Source organism: Phenylobacterium sp. (genome assembly GCF_036563385.1).
GTDB lineage: Bacteria > Pseudomonadota > Alphaproteobacteria > Caulobacterales > Caulobacteraceae > Phenylobacterium.
This window is the reverse complement of the sequence record NZ_DATCML010000004.1, coordinates 13810-32441: the sequence shown is the minus strand read 5'-3', so window position 1 is coordinate 32441 and position 18632 is coordinate 13810. Positions and strand designations below refer to the sequence as shown.

15 protein-coding genes, 1 tRNA gene and 2 pseudogenes are annotated in these 18632 nt (G+C 69.4%); 12 read left to right on the top strand and 6 right to left on the bottom strand.

Going from position 1 to position 18632, the window contains the following annotated elements:
• The first annotated feature begins 74 nt into the window (after positions 1-74).
• Positions 75-1124, top strand: a complete 1050-nt coding sequence (locus VIL67_RS01025; protein WP_332046980.1) for a LacI family DNA-binding transcriptional regulator — start codon at positions 75-77, stop codon at positions 1122-1124.
• Between the two features lie 18 nt (positions 1125-1142).
• On the opposite strand, the gene VIL67_RS01020 is transcribed toward VIL67_RS01025, so the two are convergent.
• Both VIL67_RS01020 and VIL67_RS01015 read right to left on the bottom strand, forming a co-directional pair.
• Entirely contained in the window at positions 1143-2036 is an 894-nt protein-coding gene (locus tag VIL67_RS01020; protein ID WP_332046979.1) for a polysaccharide deacetylase family protein, read from the bottom strand.
• Entirely contained in the window at positions 2033-2950 is a 918-nt protein-coding gene (locus VIL67_RS01015; RefSeq protein ID WP_332046978.1) for an SGNH/GDSL hydrolase family protein, read from the bottom strand. Before VIL67_RS01015 ends, VIL67_RS01020 begins: the two co-directional genes overlap by 4 nt.
• A gap of 412 nt (positions 2951-3362) precedes the next feature.
• Here VIL67_RS01015 and VIL67_RS01010 point away from each other — a divergent pair, with 412 nt between their 5' ends.
• The 9 genes and pseudogenes from VIL67_RS01010 (at position 3363) to VIL67_RS00975 (ending at position 14576) form a co-directional block, all read left to right on the top strand.
• Complete coding sequence (locus VIL67_RS01010) at positions 3363-4511, top strand: fumarylacetoacetate hydrolase family protein (RefSeq protein WP_332046977.1); 1149 nt, start codon at positions 3363-3365, stop codon at positions 4509-4511.
• On the top strand, positions 4508-5944 hold the full coding sequence (locus tag VIL67_RS01005; RefSeq protein WP_332046976.1) for an aldehyde dehydrogenase family protein: 1437 nt from the start codon (positions 4508-4510) through the stop codon (positions 5942-5944). The genes VIL67_RS01010 and VIL67_RS01005 overlap by 4 nt, the downstream gene beginning before the upstream one ends.
• Positions 5935-6711, top strand: coding sequence for a D-xylose 1-dehydrogenase (gene xylB, locus VIL67_RS01000; RefSeq protein ID WP_332046975.1), 777 nt, complete (start codon positions 5935-5937; stop codon positions 6709-6711). The genes VIL67_RS01005 and xylB overlap by 10 nt, the downstream gene beginning before the upstream one ends.
• Positions 6708-7580, top strand: coding sequence for an SMP-30/gluconolactonase/LRE family protein (locus tag VIL67_RS00995; RefSeq protein WP_332046974.1), 873 nt, complete (start codon positions 6708-6710; stop codon positions 7578-7580). The genes xylB and VIL67_RS00995 overlap by 4 nt, the downstream gene beginning before the upstream one ends.
• A complete protein-coding gene (locus VIL67_RS00990; RefSeq protein ID WP_332046973.1) occupies positions 7573-9354 on the top strand; it encodes an IlvD/Edd family dehydratase in 1782 nt (593 codons plus the stop codon). Before VIL67_RS00995 ends, VIL67_RS00990 begins: the two co-directional genes overlap by 8 nt.
• Positions 9355-9366: 12 nt before the next feature.
• Entirely contained in the window at positions 9367-10929 is a 1563-nt protein-coding gene (locus VIL67_RS00985) for a sugar porter family MFS transporter (protein WP_332047967.1), read from the top strand.
• Between the two features lie 170 nt (positions 10930-11099).
• Positions 11100-13467 (top strand): annotated as a pseudogene (locus VIL67_RS00980) (TonB-dependent receptor); the annotation flags it as partial.
• A 75-nt stretch (positions 13468-13542) separates the two neighbouring features.
• Positions 13543-13941: pseudogene (locus VIL67_RS19615) on the top strand (DNA/RNA non-specific endonuclease); the annotation flags it as partial.
• A gap of 20 nt (positions 13942-13961) precedes the next feature.
• Complete coding sequence (locus tag VIL67_RS00975; protein WP_332047965.1) at positions 13962-14576, top strand: SMI1/KNR4 family protein; 615 nt, start codon at positions 13962-13964, stop codon at positions 14574-14576.
• Positions 14577-14856: 280 nt separating this feature from the next.
• Here the strand turns inward: VIL67_RS00975 and VIL67_RS00970 are convergent, their stop codons facing one another.
• Positions 14857-15174 (bottom strand): DUF6968 family protein, encoded by a 318-nt coding sequence (locus VIL67_RS00970; protein ID WP_332046972.1) that lies wholly within the window; start codon positions 15172-15174, stop codon positions 14857-14859.
• Positions 15175-15289: 115 nt separating this feature from the next.
• Positions 15290-15379, bottom strand: a tRNA-Ser gene (locus tag VIL67_RS00965).
• A 161-nt stretch (positions 15380-15540) separates the two neighbouring features.
• Between VIL67_RS00965 and msrA the strand changes: the two genes are divergently transcribed.
• A complete protein-coding gene (gene msrA, locus VIL67_RS00960; protein ID WP_332046971.1) occupies positions 15541-16191 on the top strand; it encodes a peptide-methionine (S)-S-oxide reductase MsrA in 651 nt (216 codons plus the stop codon).
• Between the two features lie 19 nt (positions 16192-16210).
• Positions 16211-16567 carry an MmcQ/YjbR family DNA-binding protein gene (locus tag VIL67_RS00955; RefSeq protein ID WP_332046970.1) on the top strand — a complete coding sequence of 119 codons (357 nt, stop codon included), beginning with the start codon at positions 16211-16213 and terminating at the stop codon, positions 16565-16567.
• Here the strand turns inward: VIL67_RS00955 and VIL67_RS00950 are convergent.
• Both VIL67_RS00950 and VIL67_RS00945 read right to left on the bottom strand, forming a co-directional pair.
• Positions 16515-17264: a DUF599 domain-containing protein gene (locus VIL67_RS00950; RefSeq protein ID WP_332046969.1), complete on the bottom strand. Its 750-nt coding sequence runs from the start codon at positions 17262-17264 to the stop codon at positions 16515-16517. The genes VIL67_RS00955 and VIL67_RS00950 overlap by 53 nt on opposite strands.
• Positions 17264-18598: an MFS transporter gene (locus VIL67_RS00945; protein ID WP_332046968.1), complete on the bottom strand. Its 1335-nt coding sequence runs from the start codon at positions 18596-18598 to the stop codon at positions 17264-17266. Before VIL67_RS00945 ends, VIL67_RS00950 begins: the two co-directional genes overlap by 1 nt.
• Positions 18599-18632 lie beyond the last annotated feature (34 nt).

Below are 18632 nucleotides of genomic sequence, written 5' to 3'. Positions count from 1 at the left end.
AACCTGGGCGGGCTTGAGGTGAGCGTCAGGCTGGGACAAAGACGTAGCGGGCGGCAGCGCCCAGGAGGCCGTGCTTGGAGACGAAGACCGCCCGCCGCCAGAGAGGCGCCCTGACCATCCACGACGTGGCGCGCCATGCCGGGGTCTCGCCGATGACGGTGTCGCGGGTGATCAACGGCGAGAAGAACGTCCGCGAGGCGACCCGCGAGGCGGTAATGGCCGCCATCCGCGACCTCAACTATCAGCCGAACCCCGCCGCCCGCAGCCTGGCCGGCGCCGACCTGATCCGCCTGGGCCTGCTCTACTCCAACCCTTCGGCGTCCTACCTCAGCGAATTCCTGGTGGGCGGCCTCGACCAGTGCAGCCGGGCCAACATCCAGCTGATCGTCGAGAAGTGCGACGTGGAGGGGGCCGAGAAGGCCGCCGCCGAGAAGCTGGTCGCTCAGGGGATCGACGGGCTGATCCTGCCGCCGCCGCTCTGCGACTCAGAGGTGATCGTTCGGGTGCTGGCCGACAGCAAGGTGCCTGCGGTCGCCGTCGCGACCGGACAGCCGCCGCCCGACGCCGCGGCGGTGCGCATCGACGACTTCGCCGCCGCCCGCGAGATGACCCGCCACATCCTGCACCTGGGCCACCGGCGGATCGGCTTCATCAAGGGCCACCCGAACCAGACCGCCAGCGGGCAGAGGCTGGAGGGTTACCTGGCCGCCCTGCAGGAAGCCGGCGTGGCGGCGGACGAGGCCCTCGTGGTCCAGGGCTACTTCACCTACCGCTCGGGACTGGAGGCAGCGGAGACGCTGCTCGGCCGCCCCGAGCCGCCCACCGCCATCTTCGCCAGCAACGACGACATGGCCGCCGCCACGGTCGCCGTGGCGCACCGCCGTCACTTGGACGTGCCCGGCGACTTGACTGTCTGCGGCTACGACGACACGGCGCTCGCCACCACCATCTGGCCCGAGCTGACCACCATCCGCCAGCCGGTGCAGGAGATGTCCCGCGAGGCCGTGAACCTGCTCGTGGAGGAGATTCGCAGCCGCCGGGCGGGCGAGACCCCGAAGCATCCCCGCGCGGTGCTGGACTTCGCCCTGATCCGGCGGGAGTCGGACGGGCCGCCGAAGGGCTGATAGGCGGAGCGCCCGCCCCTACGGCGCGCAGACCTTCTCCAAGGCCGCAAGGTCCCACGTCTTCGGCGGGGGCAAGATCCCGCGGCTCCGGGCGGCGTCTTCCAGGGTGGCGGGATGGGGGCTGGCCGCGGCGTCGCGGTCGGCGCGGTAGAAGGGGTCGGCCATGGCCGCCTCGAGCGTCACCAGGCGCACGCCGCGGTCACGGTAGAGGGCGAGCAGCCGGGGTAGCATGCGACCGTCAAAGGCGCCCACGTGCATCAACAGGACGAGCGGGATCTCGCGCCCGTGGAGCTGTCGGGAAAGCGCGCGGGCGCGAACTAGGCTCGCGTCGGCGGCGGCGATCCAACTGGCCTCGAGCTTCGCGATGGCGGCCATGTCGCCCTTGGCCGCGCAACGGGCATAGGGCGCGTTCCAAGCCCAGTCGCTGAAGTCGAGCGTGACACTGGCGATCCGGTAACCCCGCGTGTTTAGCAACTGGCGGGCCCCGGCGCGGAGCCCGGGCGTGGCGCCCTCTTCCAGGTAGGGGTAGCGGAACCAGCGCCATTCGCCCCCAAGCTCCGCGAGGACGGGCTCGTTGCGCGCCACCTCGTCTTCGAACGCGGCCAGGTCGTCCAGCCGCCGGTGCGAGTAGGTGTGGTTGCCCACAGGATGGCCGGCCGCGCGCCACAGCCGCAGGGCCTCCGCTTGCGCAGGTTCGGCCGCAGTGGCGCCGTTCACGAAGCCATAGGTGGGCGGGGCGCCCGCGTCAGCCAGAGCGCCCACGATGCGCGCGACCACCCCCAGCCGCGTCTCGCCGGGCGGAAGCTCCGCATGCGCCGGCAGGTCGTCGAACGTGATCGCCACCCCCTGCGTCGCGGCAGGATTCGCGCCGCCGAGCAGGATGGCGAAAGCCAGGGCGAGGGCGGCCCTCATCGGCGGAACAGCGACAGAGGCACGGCGCGCGCCATGGCACGGTAGCCGGCGATCGAGGGATGCAGGTGGTCTCCGGAGTCGAGGTCCGGCCGCAGACGGTCAGGCCTAAGCGGGTCGCGCATGACGGCGTCGAAGTCGATCACCGCATCGAAGGCGCCCGGCGAACGGATGAAGGCGTTCAACGCCTGGCGGTCGGCCTCGTGGAGCGCCGTCGGGCTGTAGACCGCCGCCCCGGCGAACGGGAGGATGGTGCCGCCGATCACCCGGATCCCCTTGGCGCGCGCGCGGGCCACGATCTGCCGATAGCCGCCGATCATCTCCGCCACCAGCTGGCGGTGCGCCTCGGGCGGGACTGGACCGTCGCGGGTGAGCGTGCCGAGGTCGTTCACGCCGATCAGGACGATAAGGTGGCGGACGCCAGCCTGCGAGAGCACGTCACGATCGAAGCGGGCGAGTGCGTTCGGGCCCAGCTCGTCCCGCAGCAGGCGGTTGCCGCCAATGCCATGGTTCAGGACGCTGACGCGCCGGGTTCGGGGATCGACCTGCAGCCGTTCGGCCAGGATGTCGGGCCAGCGCTCGTCACGGTCGGGTCCGACGCCGTAGCCGTCGGTGATCGAGTCGCCGAGAATGACGATGGCGGCGCTTTTGGGCGCCGCCGGCACGTCCACGCCAGCCAGCTGGTACCAGTGCACGACCGGCTGCGCCGCGATGAGGTCGGCGGCCAGATGGCGGCCCGGCAGCAACCAAGACGTGGTCCGCGAGCCGGGATGGCTGGTCTGCCGGGACGGGGCCTTGGGCAGGTGAACGGTCACCGCGATCCGCTCCAGCGGTTGGACAGGGAAGGGGATCGGGTCGGAGAGGTAGTCCGCGCCCGCCGGGACTGTGACCGCTTCACGCCCGTCGAAGGTCGCCATTTGGCCGGTGGTCGGGTCGACCCGCGACGAGCCTGGCGCAGGGGCCGGGCCACGTGCGCGCCGCTGAACGTCAGGGGTTCGGTCCCGAACGCGTTGGACAGGCGGATCCGGATCGCCGCCCCGCCAGCCGTGACCCGGACCACCTGCCGCAGGGTGGCGTCCTCCAGCGCTGTAGCGGGCAGGGCGTTGCGGGCCTCCGGGACTTGCTGCGACGAAGCCCAGGCTCCCACCCACCGCGGCTGGGCTCTAGCGGGTGTAAGGGACATCCCCGCCGCAAGCGTCAGGGCGAGCAGCGCAGACGCCCACCGGCGCGCTGGGATTTCCATCATCTTCCTCCCGTCCGGCGCGTTCGCCTTGACAGCTCGGCACTCTGATTGATAGCGCTACCAGAAATCAAGGGGAGGTCAGACCAATGAGAGGGGCGGACGCGACGCCGGCGGCCTGGCTGCCGGACGACTGGCGCGACGCGACCCTGGTCGGCCGTGTCCGCACGCTGGACGGCCCCACACCTGTGATGCTGCGTAACGGCCGGGTTTACGACCTCTCGAAGGCGGCGCCGACGGTGTCGCAACTGCTGAACGGCTGGTCGGGGGAGGCGCCTTCCGGTCGCGAGATTGGCGCGGTCGAGGACTTCGAATTCGGCAGCGGCCGGTTGCTCGCTCCCGTGGACCTGCAGTGCGTGAAGGCGGCCGGCGTCACCTTCGCCGTGTCCGCGGTGGAGCGGGTGATCGAGGAACGCGCGCGCGGCGATGCGGCCAAGGCCGAGGCGATCCGGGGCGACCTGCGTGATCGAGTCGGCGCCGACATCCGCGACGTGCAGCCCGGGTCCGAGGAAGCCGCCCGGCTGAAGGCGGCGCTGATCGCGGACGGCCTGTGGTCTCAGTACCTGGAGGTGGCGATCGGGCCCGACGCCGAGATCTTCACCAAGGCTCCGGTGCTCTCAGCCGTGGGCCACGGGGCCCTGATCGGCGTGCGCTCCGACAGCGCCTGGAACAATCCGGAACCCGAAGTGGTGCTGGTCTGCGACGGCGCGGGGCGCGCGGTGGGGGCCACGCTGGGCAACGACGTGAACCTGCGGGACTTCGAAGGGCGCAGCGCCCTCCTTCTGGGCAAGGCCAAGGACAACAATGCATCCTGTGCGCTCGGCCCCTTCATCCGCCTGTTCGACGACAGCTTCTCGTTGGACGACGTGCGCACGGCCGAGGTGGAGCTGACGATCGAGGGGCGCGACAACTACCGGCTCGAGGGCCGCAGCCGGATGGGCGAGATCAGCCGCGACCCGCTGGAGCTGGTCCGCCAGGCGATCAGCGAGCACCAGTACCCGGACGGCTTCGCCCTTTTCCTCGGGACGTTGTTCGCCCCCACCCAGGACCGCGACGCGCCGGGCCTCGGCTTCACGCACAAGGTCGGTGACCGGGTGCGGGTCGCGAGCCCCCGCCTGGGCGTTCTGGAGAACGAGGTCACCACCTCGAAGGCGGCGCCGCCCTGGACCTTCGGGATCGCCGACCTGATGCGCAACCTGGCCGGACGCGGCCTGCTGTCGGCGGAGGCCGCCCGATGACCCAGACCCTTCCTCAGTACATCGGGGGCGAGCGGGTGGCCGTTGACGCGCCTGACGAGAGCCGCAACCCGTCCAACACCGACGAGGTGGTGGCCCGCGTCCCGAAGGGCGGCGCAGCCGAGTTGGACGCCGCTGTGGCCGCAGCTCGCCGGGCGTTCCCGGCCTGGGCGGACGCTTCGCCAGAGGTCCGCGCCGACCTGCTGGACAAGGTCGGCGAGACGATCCTTCAGCGACGTGAGGAGATCGGCCGTCTGCTGTCGCGGGAAGAGGGCAAGACGCTCCCCGAGAGCATCGGCGAGACCGTCCGCGCCGGGCGGATCTTCAAGTACTTCGCGGGCGAGGCGCTGCGCCGCCACGGCCAGAACCTCGAGTCGGTCCGCCCCGGGGTGGAGATCCAGACCTATCGTCAGGCGGTGGGCGTCTTCGGCCTGATCACCCCCTGGAACTTCCCCATCGCGATCCCTGCCTGGAAGGCGGCGCCGGCGCTGGCCTTCGGCAATACGGTGGTGCTGAAGCCGGCCGGGCCCACGCCCGCCACGGCCGCGGCTCTGGCCGAGATTATCTGGGAATGCGGCGCGCCCGCTGGCGTCTTCAACATGATCTTCGGCCCGGGCCAGATGGGCGCCAGGCTGGTGGAGCATCCGGAGGTCGACGGGATCTCCTTCACCGGCTCCCAGGCGGTGGGCGCCGGCGTCGCAAACGCCGCCGTGGCTCGCCAGGCGCGGGTGCAGCTGGAGATGGGGGGCAAGAACCCGCTGGTGGTCCTCGACGACGCCGACCTCGACCGAGCCGTCATGGTCGCCCTGGACGGCAGCTTCTACGCCACCGGCCAGCGCTGCACGGCATCCTCGCGGCTGATCGTGCAGGAGGGCATCCACGACCGCTTCGTCGCCGCGCTCGCGGAGAAGGTGGCGAGCCTGCGCGTCGGAGACGCGCTCGACCCCGCCACACAGATGGGGCCGGCGGTCAGCGAGGATCAGATGGAGACCAGCTACCGCTATATCGACATCGCGAAGGCCGAGGGCGGGCGCCTGGTCACGGGCGGCGGGCGGCTGAAGATGGCGACGCCGGGCTGGTACGTGCAGCCGACGCTCATCGCGGACACCCACAAGGACATGACCATCAACTGCGAGGAAGTGTTCGGCCCGGTGGCCTCCACGGTCCGCGTCAAAGACTATGACGAGGCGCTGGCCCTGGCCAACGACGGCGACTTCGGCCTCTCGGCCGGCATCGTCACCACCTCGCTGAAACACGCCAGGGATTTCCAGAGGAGGGCGAAGGCCGGGATGGTGATGGTCAACCTGCCCACCGCCGGCGTCGACTACCACGTGCCGTTCGGCGGCATCCGCAAGTCGAGCTACGGCCCGCGCGAACAGGGCTTCGCCGCACTGGAGTTCTACACCCAGACCAAGACGGCCTACTCATGGGCGTGACCGTTGACGTCTTCGCCGCAGGCCAAAGCGCGGTCTACCCCAGCCTGAAGGGGAAACGGGTGGCGATCACCGGCGGCGGCTCGGGCATTGGGGCTGGCCTGGTGGAGGCCTTCGCCGCCCAGGGGGCGGAGGTGCACTTCCTTGATGTGCTGGCCGCGGAGTCGGAGGCCTTGGTCAAGGCGCTGGAGATGTCGGCCGTGCGGCCGGTGTTCCACCGCTGCGACCTGAAGGACCCGGCCGCCATCGCCGCCTGCTTCGAGGCGATCGGGGCGGTGGACGTGCTGGTGAACAACGCCGGCAATGACGACCGCCACACCCTCGACGAGGTGACGCCGGAGTATTTCGACGACCGGATCGCCGTGAACCTGCGGCACATGCTGTTCTGCGCCAAGGCGGTGGTCGGCGGCATGAAGCAGGCCGGCAGAGGCGCGATCATCAACTTCGGCTCGATCTCCTGGCACCTCGGCCTGCCGGACCTGGTGCTCTACGAGACCGCCAAGGCGGGCATCGAGGGCATGACCCGGGCCCTGGCCCGGGAGCTCGGCCCACACGGCATCCGGGTGACCTGCATCGCGCCAGGCAACGTCAAGACACCGCGGCAGATGCGCTGGTACACGCCCGAGGGCGAGGCCGAGATCGTCGCGCAGCAGTGCCTGAAAGGCCGCATCGAGCCCAAGGACGTGGCGGCGCTGGTGCTGTTCCTCGCCTCGGACGACGCCCGCTTCTGCACCGGCCACGAGTACTGGATCGACGCGGGCTGGCGATGAGCGCCTCGTCCGAGCCCGAGTGCGTCTTCGCCGCCGAGTGCGAGCTGGGCGAGGGCCCGGTCTGGCGCAAGGATGACGACGCCCTCTGGTTCGTCGACATCAAGGGCCTCCGCATCCACCGCTACGAGGCCGCGACGGGCGCCGCCTGGAGCTGGCCTGCGCCCGCCCAGCCTGGCTTCCTCGCGCCGGTCGCAGGCGGCGGCTGGATCGCCGGGCTGAAGACCGGCCTCCACCGATTCGATCCGCAGACCGGCGGCTTCGAGCTGCTGGCCGAGGTGGAGGACGCCGGCCTCGGCAACCGGCTGAACGACGGCTTCGTGGACGCCCAGGGCCGGCTCTGGTTCGGTTCGATGCACGATGCGGAGGCCGAGCCGACCGGCGCGCTCTACCGCCTTGACGGAGAGGGCCTGAAGCGCTGCGACGCGGGGTACTGCATCACCAATGGCCCGGCCGTGAGCCCTGACGGACGCACCCTCTACCACACGGACACGCTGAAACGGCTGATCTACGCGTTCGACCTCTCCCCTGCCGGTGAGCTTTCCCACCGGCGTGTGTTCGCGCAGGTGGACGAGGGCTATCCCGACGGGCCGGCGGTGGACGCGGAGGGCTGCGTCTGGACCGGGCTGTTCGCGGGGTGGGGCGCGCGGCGTTATTCACCGGCGGGCGAGCTGCTCGAAACGGTGCGTTTCCCGGTGGCCAACGTCACCAAGCTGGCGTTTGGGGGCGACGACCTGATGACGGTCTATGCGACCACCGCCTGGAAGGGACTCTCGAGCGCGGAGCGCGACGGCCAGCCGTTCGCCGGCGGGCTGTTCCGGTTCGAGGTGAGCACGCCAGGCCTGCCGCAGAACGAGATGCGCCATGTCTGACCGCGAGCCCGTCCGGCCGTTCCGCTCCCGCGACTGGTTCGCCGCGCCAGGCCGTTCGGACATGACCGCCCTCTACCTAGAGCGGTTCATGAACTACGGGATCACCCCGCAGGAGCTGCAGAGCGGTCGCCCGATCATCGGCATCGCCCAGACCGGCTCTGACCTGTCGCCCTGCAACCGGATCCACCTCGAGCTGGCCCGCCGGGTGCGCGACGGCATCCGCGACGCCGGCGGCATCCCGATGGAGTTTCCGGTCCACCCGATCTTCGAAAACTGCCGCCGGCCGACCGCGGCGCTGGACCGCAACCTCGCCTACCTGGGCCTCGTCGAGATCCTCTACGGCTATCCCATCGACGCGGTGGTGCTGACCACCGGCTGCGACAAGACCACGCCCAGCGGGATCATGGCGGCCTCGACCGTGGACATTCCGGCGATTGTGCTGTCCGGCGGACCAATGCTGGACGGGTGGCACGAGGGCGAGCTGGTAGGCTCGGGCACGGTCATCTGGCGATCGCGCCGCAAGCTCGCGGCCGGCGAGATCGACGAGGCGGAGTTCCTGCGGCGCGCGGCGGACAGCGCGCCGTCGGCCGGCCACTGCAACACCATGGGCACCGCGTCCACCATGAACGCAGTCGCCGAGGCGCTGGGGCTGTCGCTGCCCGGCTGCGCAGCGATCCCGGCGCCTTACCGCGAACGCGGCCAAATGGCCTACGAGACCGGCCGGCGCATCGTCGAAATGGCCTACGAGGACCTGCGGCCGTCGAAGATCCTCACCCGGGCCAGCTTCCTGAACGCCATCCGTACCGTCAGCGCCATCGGCGGCTCCTCCAACGCCCAGCCCCACATCGTCGCCATGGCCCGCCACGCGGGGGTCGAGATCAGCCCTGAAGACTGGATGGTCCACGGCTACGACATCCCGCTGCTGGTCAACATGCAGCCGGCCGGCAAGTACCTGGGCGAGCGCTTCCACCGCGCCGGCGGGGTCCCGGCCGTGCTGTGGGAACTGCTGCAGGCCGGAAAGCTTGACGGGGAGTGCCTGACGGTCACCGGCCGCAGGCTCGCCGAGAGCCTCGAGGGTCGCGAGGCTTACGACCGGGAGGTGATCACCCCCTACGCCGCTCCCCTGAAAGAGCGCGCGGGCTTCCTGGTGCTGAAGGGCAACCTCTTCGACTTCGCGATCATGAAGACCAGCGTGATCAGCGAGGACTTCCGCGCCCGCTACCTCGCGGAGCCGGGGCGGGAAGGGGTCTTCGAGGGGCGAGCCGTGGTGTTCGACGGCTCCGACGACTACCACCACCGCATCAACGACCCGGCCCTGGGGATCGACGAGCGGACGATCCTGGTGATCCGCGGCTCTGGCCCGCTGGGCTGGCCAGGCTCGGCCGAGGTGGTGAACATGCAGCCCCCGGACGCTCTGATCCAGCGTGGGATCATGAGCCTCCCGACCCTGGGCGACGGGCGCCAGTCGGGCACCTCCGACAGCCCCTCGATCCTGAATGCCTCGCCTGAGAGCGCCGCGGGCGGCGGGCTGGTTTGGCTGCGCACCGGCGACCTTATCCGTATCGACCTGAACGCCGGCCGCTGCGACGCCCTGGTTGACGAGGCCGAGGTCGCCCGCCGGCGCGCCGAGGCTCCGCCGCCGGTCCCCGAGAGCCACACCCCTTGGGAGGAGATCTACCGCGAGAAGACCGGCCAGCTGGCGGACGGCGCGGTGCTGGAGGCCGCCCTCAAATACCGCGGCGTGGCCGCGCGAACGCCACGGCACAACCACTGATCAGCGAACGTCATTTGGCTTGACGATGATAGCGCTATCAATCAGCGTCTGAGCGACTCCGGCGGCGCCAAGAACCGCCGGGCCGATCGAGGAAACCCGCGGGCCGCGCCCGCCCAGGAGGCGTCAGTGACCACCACAGGCACCAATGCGACGGCCGCTCCGGCCGCCGCCAGCGGCGAGGCCGGCCGCGTGAACATGGCCTTCATCGCCGCCATCGTGGCCGTCGCCACCATCGGCGGCTTCATGTTCGGCTACGACAGCGGCGTCATCAACGGCACCCAGGACGGCATCGAGAGCGCCTTCAACCTCTCCAAGCTGGGCACCGGCTTCAACGTCGGCGCGATCCTGGTGGGCTGCGCGGTGGGAGCCTTCCTGGCGGGGCGGCTTGCGGACCGCATCGGCCGGCGCACGGTGATGATGATCGCCGCGGTGCTGTTCATCCTCTCCGCCCTGGGCACCGGCGCGGCGGACACCTCGGCGATCTTCATCCTGGCGCGGTTCGTCGGCGGCCTGGGCGTGGGCGCGGCCAGCGTGCTCTCGCCCGTCTACATCAGCGAGGTGACCCCGGCGAACATCCGCGGGCGGCTCTCGTCGGTGCAGCAGATCATGATCATCACCGGCCTGACCGGCGCCTTCCTGGCCAACTACCTGCTGGCGCGGACCGCGGGCGGCTCCACCGCCGAGTTCTGGTTCGGCTACCCGGCCTGGCGCTGGATGTTCTGGATGCAGGTGATCCCCGCGGGCGTCTTCCTGCTCACCCTGCTGCTGATCCCGGAAAGCCCGCGCTACCTGGTGGTGAAGGGCCGCGAGCGCGAGGCCGAGGCGGTGCTCGCCAGGCTGTTCGGCGCCGCCGAGGGCCGTCGGAAGGTCGACGAGATCCGCGCCTCCCTGGCCGCGGACCACCATCGCCCGAAGCTGTCGGACCTGGTCGACAAGACCAGCGGCAAACTCCGCCCGATCGTCTGGACCGGCATCGGCCTGGCGGTCTTCCAGCAGCTCGTGGGCATCAACGTCGTCTTCTACTACGGCGCGGTGCTCTGGCAGTCCGTGGGCTTCTCCGAGGACGACGCGCTCAAGATCAACATCCTGTCCGGGTCGCTTTCCATCCTGGCCTGCCTCGGCGCGATCGGCCTGATCGACCGCATCGGCCGCAAGCCCCTGCTGCTGGTCGGTTCGGCCGGCATGGCCGTGACCCTGGCCGTGATGGCGCTGGCCTTTTCCACGGCCCGGATGGTGGACGGGGCGGTGCACCTCTCCGATCAGTGGGGCCTCGCCGCCCTGGTCGCGGCCAACGCCTATGTGGTGTTCTTCAACGCCAGCTGGGGCCCGGTGATGTGGGTGATGCTGGGCGAGATGTTCCCGAACCAGATCCGCGGCTCGGGGCTGGCAGTCGCGGGCTTCGCCCAGTGGATCGCCAACTTCGGCATCTCGGTCAGCTTCCCGGCGCTGGCCGCCTCGCTCGGCCTGGTGGTCACCTACGGCTTCTATGCGCTGAGCGCCGCCGTCTCCTTCCTCTTCGTGCGCGCCATGGTCCACGAGACCCGTGGCCGCGAACTGGAAGAGATGACCGGCTGACCGTGTCCCGGGGGCCGCACCCAGCGGTCCCCGCGCTCCCTGGATAACGACGCTACGTTGCGCCCTGAAAAGCCGGGCGCCTAAGCTCGGCCATGATTCGCGCCGGGCTGAGCCGAGGCGCGAGCGTCGAAAGAGGGAAGGAACATCCACATGCATCCCCAGTCCCGGAAGCGCGGGGGCGTGCGCCCGCGCCTCATGGCCGCCGCATCCCTGGCCGCTCTGCTGGCGGTCCCCGCCGTCGCCACGGCCCAGACCGCCGCCGAGGTGGAGGAGGTCATCGTCACCGCCACCAAGCGGGCGTCGACCATCCAGGAGGTGCCGTTCTCCATCAACGCCCAGACGCAGGAGGACATCCAGCGGTCGGGGGCGACGACGCTCGAGGATCTCTCCCGCAACGTCGCTGGCCTCACCATCCAGAACCTCGGCCCCGGCCAGAGCCAGGTCGCCGTGCGCGGCGTCTCCGCCGGCCAGGTCGTGCGCGACCAGCCCGGCGTGAAGGAGCAGGTGGGCGTCTACCTCGACGAGTCGGTGATCTCGCTGTCGCTGTTCACGCCGGACCTCGATCTGTTCGATCTTGATCGCGTCGAGACCCTGCGCGGTCCGCAGGGCACGCTGTTCGGCTCGGGCTCGGTCGGCGGCACGATCCGCTACATCACCAATCAGCCGCGTCTGGGCGTCTCGGAAGGTCAGGTTGAGGGCAACCTCAACCTGGTCGACGGCGACGATTTCGGGGGCCACCTGAAGGGCGCCATCAACATTCCGGTGTCGGACGCGATGGCGGTGCGCGCCGTCGCCTACCACACCAAGTACGGCGGCTTCATCGACGCGCTGCGCGAAGGCGGCCGGCGGGACGAGGACGTCAACGACGGGACCCGCACCGGCGGGCGCCTGTCGGTGCTGTTCCAGCCGACGGAAAACCTCAGCCTGACGCCGCGCGTGGTCTATCAGGAGATCAAGGCCGACGGCTTCAACCGCGAGGAGGTCTACAACCTCTACGCCAACCCCTTCACCACCACCCGGCCGGCCGTGACCTTCGACGACCGCGAGCAGTTCCTGCTCCTGGACGAGGCGTTCGAGGACAAGACCTTCCTGGCCGACCTGACGGCGGAGGCCGACCTGGGCGCCGTCACCCTGACCTCGATCACCAGCTACATCGACCGCGACATCCTGGTCAGCCGCGACGCCAGCGCCCTGACCGGCAGCGTCTCGGTCGACCTGGGCTTCCCGGCCTCGGCGGTGCTGCTGCCGTCCAACCTGCGCGACACCACCGACCTCGAGCAGTTCTCGCAGGAGGTACGCATCGCCTCCAACACCGAGGGGCCGCTGCAATGGCTGGTGGGGGCGTTCTACTCCAAGGTGGACCGGGTCTATAACCAGCGCCTGCCGACTCCCGGCTACGACGCCGCCACCGACGCCGTCCTGGGCGCCGGCACCTCGGCGTCCGTACGCAACGGCTTCCAGGCCAACTCGCCCTACAACGCCTCGCTGCCCTACGACATCAAGCAACGGGCCGTTTTCGGGGAAGCCACCTACGACTTCGGCCGGCTCTCGCTGACCGCCGGCGGCCGCTACTACGACTTCGACGAGGAGCGGCAGTTCATCTCGGGCGGCCTGTTCGCCAACGGCGACAACGACACCGACAAGACCAGCTCCGACGGCTTCACCCCGCGCGTTCTGGTCTCCTACGAGTTCAGCGACGCGGTGACCTTCAACGCCCAGGCCGCCAAGGGCTTCCGGCTCGGCGGCGTCAACGACCCGCTGAACCTGCCGCTCTGCACGCCGCAGGACGCCGCCATCTTCGGCGGCTTCCAGTCCTATGACGACGAAACCCTGTGGAACTACGAGGCCGGCGTGAAGTCGAGCTTCGGCGGCGTCACCTTCAACGCGGCGGGCTTCTACACCGACATCAAGAACCTGCAGACGACGCTGGACGCCGGCTCCTGCTCCTCGCGCGTGGTGTTCAACGTGCCCGAGGCCCACACCATGGGCCTGGAGGCCGAGTTCACCGCCCGTTTGGCCGACGGCCTCGACCTGTCGGTGTCCGGCAGCGTGGTGGAGGCCGAGTTCGACTCGACCGTCCGCGACGGCACGGGCGCGGTGATCGGCGGCATCCGCGAGGGCAACCGCCTGCCCTCGGTGCCGAAGTTCCAGATCTCCGCCAGCGCCACCTACACCCGGCCGATCCGCGCCGGCGTCGACGGCTTCATCAACGTCTCGGCCCAGCACGTGGGCAGCCGCTACACCCAGGCGAGCGACCAGGAGCAGAACCCGCGCTCCTTCGTCTCCGGCCTAGCCTTTGGCGGCGCCACCGGCACGCGGGCCACCATCGTCGACCTCAAGCTGCCCGCCTACGAGCTGGTGAACTTCAGCGTCGGCGTGGAGATGGAGAACGGCACGGACATCGTCGCCTACGTGAACAACGTATTCGACGAGAACCCGCGCCTCTCGTTCGACCGCGAACGCGGCGGCCGCGCCCGCCTAGGCTTCCAGGTCGGCCAGCCCCGCACCGCGGGCGTCACCGTACGCAAGAGCTTCTGAGTACGGCGGAGGCGGCGGCGACGCCGCCTCCGATCCGCCGCGGGCGGGTCGTCGCGCCGGCGGGAGCTCAACGCGAGCGGGCAGCCGACCGGTGTGACCGCCACGGTCACCGCGCCAATGCTTGGTACAGGCACGAGAGCGGACCGTCGGATTAAACCGCCTGGGTGGTCTGGGAACGGGAGAACCTTCAATGACGGAAGGGGCCACCTGTTCGCCGCAGGTTTGGGAGGGAGTGGCGGTGATCGCCGGAACATAGTCACCCTCACCCAGAACGGCGCGAACGTTCCTCAGATGAGCGGCTACGAACGGCAAATCTCACGGCGAGTGCGAGCCGGTGAGGTTGTCGAGTACACGTCAACACCCCTCTACTCCGCAGGGATGCAGGCGCCCGCCTCGATCCTGGTGACCGCCATCCGAACCCGCGGCGCACCTTCCGCGCGTTTGATCGTGAACCCAGCGGGGCGTCGGAAGTGACCATAGAGGCCTTGGTAGCCGTGATCCCGCCGCCGCGTCTGCCAGTGGAGGCGTTCGGCGGGCCGTGGGGTGTGATCGAAGCGGACCTCGGCGGCCCGCTCCCCCAGGACTACAAGGACCTTAGTCGGCTTTATGGCGCGGGCTATTGGCTACAGTTCCTGGGCTTGAACGTCCCGCGCTCTGTAAACCCGAACATTCAGCTGGCGCCCCAAGCGCGCGCGATCTCTGCAGCGTTTTCGGGATACGAAGATCTGCCGTACCCGATGTGGCCTGCGCCCGAAGGGCTGCTCCCGCTCGGCGGCACCGACAACGGCGATTACCTCTTTTGGCTAAGGCGGGGGTCCCGGGCCGAAGCTTGGCCCATCGTGGTCTGGGACCGAGCGTTTCACAGCTTTGAGCTGATTGAGTGCGACGTGACAGGCTTCCTTGCCGGCCTGGCGAGGGGCAAGATCCTGCCGAAGGCCTTTCCCGACGACCTGCTGCCGATCGAGCCGCTCTTCAGCACATGCGAGTCCTATCCGTCCGTCAGCGCCGAGGCGACGGATGCGGCTCCACGACGGTCCGGGCGTGTGCGGTTGGACCTAGACCAAGCTTGGTCGTCTTGGCGCGGTTCAGCTGGCCGGCCGAAGTCCTAGAGCCGCCACTGGATCATGGCTGTTCGTAGCTGAAGTCGGTGGGGGCGAGGCCGGCAGGGACGAGCCTCTTGAACGAGCCAGACAGGCGCGGAGAAGCGGCTTCAGCCCAACCGAGCGCCGGGAACCCAGACAGGTGTTAAGCCGCGCCGTCGCTCTGCGGTGCGCACGAGAGGATTTTAGGGAAACGCTTCGGTGGGAGCAGTCGGAGCCAAGTGTCCTCCGCCCAACTGCATTACCGTTCCGTGGCCCGCGGGCCGGCCGGCCATTCTGGGGCCAAGGCTCAGAATGGATATGGGGCCTCATCCAGGAAGACGTTTGGCGCGGGAATGCCGGGATAGCCTCCGAACTGACCATAGAGGCCCAGCTTTCCGCTCCTATACGCGGCTGAACCATAAAGCGCCGCGGATAGCGCCTTAATGGCGAGCGCAAGAGCCTGGAGGCTGGTCTCTCCGTGCACGTCCAGGCAGTGATCGATCGGATTGGCGGCCTCGTAACGACAAACCCACGAGCGCTCTGGCTTCTCTGGAGCGAATAGCCGAACCGGCACCGCGTCGCCGGAATCAGCGAAGTCGAGCGCCAGTTCTGCTATGATCGTCATCTGCGCGGTCCCTGAGGGTGGGTGAAGAGCGGCGCCAACCGACCTCGCCACTTGTCTTCATGCAACGCGCATTATGCTCAGGGTCGGCCCAAAAACCCAACAACGTCAAACGAAGTGGCGGTGAGAGAGGGATTCGAACCCTCGATAGGCTTTCACCTATACACGCGTTCCAGGCGTGCGCCTTCAACCACTCGGCCACCTCACCACGCGCCACGAAGGGGAGCGGGCTCCCCTCGGGAGGCGCGCAATATAGTCAGGACGGGTCCGGGGGCAAGCGGCGTTCGCAGGTGCGGCGATGCGGGCGGGCGCGAGGTGCAACGGGCGGCGCGAGCCCCTATATTCCGCAGCCAGCCCAGGAGCCTTCTTATGCTGTTCAACAAGACGCTCGAGCTGCCGACCCAGGAGACCGCACTGCCGGGCCGGGCGCACCCGATCCCCACCGCCGAGACCCACTTCGTCAACGGCCGGCCGCTGAAGGGGCCCTATCCGGACGGTCTGGAGACGGCGGTGTTCGCCATGGGCTGCTTCTGGGGCGTCGAGCGCGTGTTCTGGAAGCTGCCGGGCGTCTATGTGACCGCAGTCGGCTACGTGAACGGCGTCACGCCCAATCCGTCCTATGAGGAGGTCTGCTCGGGCCGCACCGGCCACACCGAGGCGGTGCTGGTGGTCTATGATCCCAAGGTGCTCACCTACGAGGACCTGCTGAAGACCTTCTGGGAGAACCACGACCCCACTCAGGGCATGCGCCAGGGCAACGACATCGGCACCCAGTACCGATCCGGCATCTACCCGACCAACGACGCCCAGGCCCAGGCGGCGGAGGCCTCGCGGGAGGCCTACCAGCAGGCGCTGGGCCAGCAGGGCTACGGCCGCATCACCACCGAAATCGCCCCGGCGGGGCCGTTCTTCTTCGCCGAGGACTACCATCAGCAGTACCTGGCCAAGAACCCGCACGGCTACTGCGGCATCGGCGGCACGGGCGTGACCTGCCCGATTGGCGTCGGCGTCCAGGCCTGACACGACCCGGGCGGCGGCGATGAGCGAAGGCGCGGCCGCCTGGCCGGGTCCGGTGGACGAGATCTGCCGCGGCCTGCCTGGCGTGACCCATGTCATCCAGTGGGGCGGCTCGGACGTCTACAAGGTGGGCGGCAAGGTGTTCGCCATCTGCGGCGAGGGCGCCGTCTCGTTCAAGGTGACCGAGATCGGCTTCGAGGTCCTGACGGGAGACGGCGGCCCCGCGCGCCAGGCGCCCTACCTCGCCAAGGGCCAGTGGGTGATCGTGAACCTGGCCGACGCCACGCCCGAGGACCTCAATGCCTGGCTGGTCACCAGCCATGACCTCATTGCGGCGAAGCTGACGAAGAAGGCGCGTCTGGAGCTGGGGCTCGCCTAGGCGTCGCCTCGATCAGGCGGCGCAGGTCGCTGATGGCCTTCGCGGCCGGGGAGCGACGCTGCCGCCACAGCAGCAGCACCATGGCGCCGGCCGTCGCCGTCATGAAGGCGTAGGGCCCGAACAGCCAGGCGCCGGCGGCGATGGCGAAATAGTAGCCGCGGATCCCCGAATTGAAGGACGACAGCGCCGGGTTCAGCAGGCGCGCCGCGATGTCTCCGAAGCGGGCGGTCTCCTCCGGCGTCAGGCTGTCCGGCACCGCGCCTACCGTGGCGATGCAGTAGTTCATCTGGCGGATCGACCAGATGAAGTCGAGGAGCCCGCGGGCGAGGCAGACCAGCACGAGGGCCAGCTGGAACTCGAACAGGAACCGCGAGGCGGTGCGGATCACCACCAGGGCCGAGACGCTGCGGAAGGTGTCCTCCCCTCCGAACAGAGCGCCGGCCGCGGCCGCGATCAGGATCAGGTTGGACGAGGCGAAGAAGGAGGCCGAGTTGAGGGCGTGGCCCAGCAGCTGGCCGTCCATGAACCGGTTCTCGCGCGCCACCATGTTGCGCATCCAGGCGCCCCGGATGACCCTCATGTCGGTGTTGATCACCCCGCCCCGCTGCTTCGACAGCACGCCCAGCAGCGGCTGGTAGGCCAGCCAGCAGACAAGGAAGAGGCCGAAGGCGGCGAGGTCGACCGGGCTGACCGGCATCAGTCCTCCAGGATCAGGCTGTGCTTGCGGTTGTCACGCAGGGTGAAGACGGCCAGCAGCCCCACCAGCATGGCGAGCGCCACGTACACGTAGAAGCCGCTTTCGTTGCCTGCCCGCTTGAAGGCCAGGGCGGCCATCTCGGCGGTGCCCCCAAAAGACGCTGTGGCCATGCCGTAGGGCAGGGCGACGCCCAGCGCGCGCACGTTGGCCGGGAAGAGCTCGGCCTTCACCACGGCGCTCACCGAATTGTAGCCGGAGAGCAGGAAGACAAGGGCCGAGACGATCAGGAAGGCCACGAACGGATTGGGGCCAGCCTGGAGGGCGGACAGGGCGGGGTAGGTGATCAGGGCGCAGCCGCCGAACGCCAGCGCCAGCGTCACCTTGCGCCCGGTGTGGTCGCTGACCCAGCCGAAGAAGGGCAGGGCCAGCAGATAGACGATCAGCGAGCCCGCCGAGATCGCCGTCGCCACGCCGTCGGCAAAGCCGCCGCTGCCCACCAGGAACTTCGGCATGTTGGTGGTGTAGCTGTAGAAGGCGAGCGAGCCGCCGGCGGTGAACAGGAAGATCTGCAGCGCCTCCTTGGGGTAGCGGGTGAACAGCATCATGGTCCGCGCCCGTTCCTCGCCGCGCGCCTTGCTGTTCTCGTAGGACTGGCTCTCGTCCATGCGGGCGCGGATCCAGAACACCACAACAGCCATGGCGGCGCCGATGAAGAAGGGGATGCGCCAGCCCCATTCGCCCAGCTCCGCCTTGGTCAGGGTGGACTGCAGCAGGCTGAGGATGCCCAGCGCGATCAGCTGGCCCATGACCATGGTGACGAACTGGAAGCTGGACCAGAACCCGCGTCGGCGCTTGCCGGCCATTTCCGAGAGGTAGGTGGCGCTGGCGCCGTACTCGCCGCCCACCGACAGGCCCTGCAGGATACGGGCGAGCACCAGAAGGATGGGCGCGGCCACGCCGATCGCCTCGTAGCTCGGGAGGACGGCGATGATCAGCGAGCCCAGGCACATCATGCTGACCGCCACCGTCAGCGCCGTGCGGCGCCCGGCACGGTCGGCGTAGAGGCCCATCAACCAGGCGCCCAGGGGGCGGGCGAAGAAGCCGACCGCAAAGACCGCCATGGTCTTCAGCAGGCTGGCGAGTTGGTCCTCGCCGGGGAAGAAGTGGTTGGTGAAATAGACGGCGAAGAACGAGTAGACGAACCAGTCGTACCACTCGACCAGGTTCCCCGCGGAACCCCCCAGGATCGCCTTGAACCTCTGCGCGGCGGTCAGTCCCGGCGCAGCGGCGGCCGACGGCGCCAGATCCTCGGCGCCCGTTTCGGTCGCGGTCATTGATTTCCCCCAGAGCTTCTCTTTGGGGGGATGC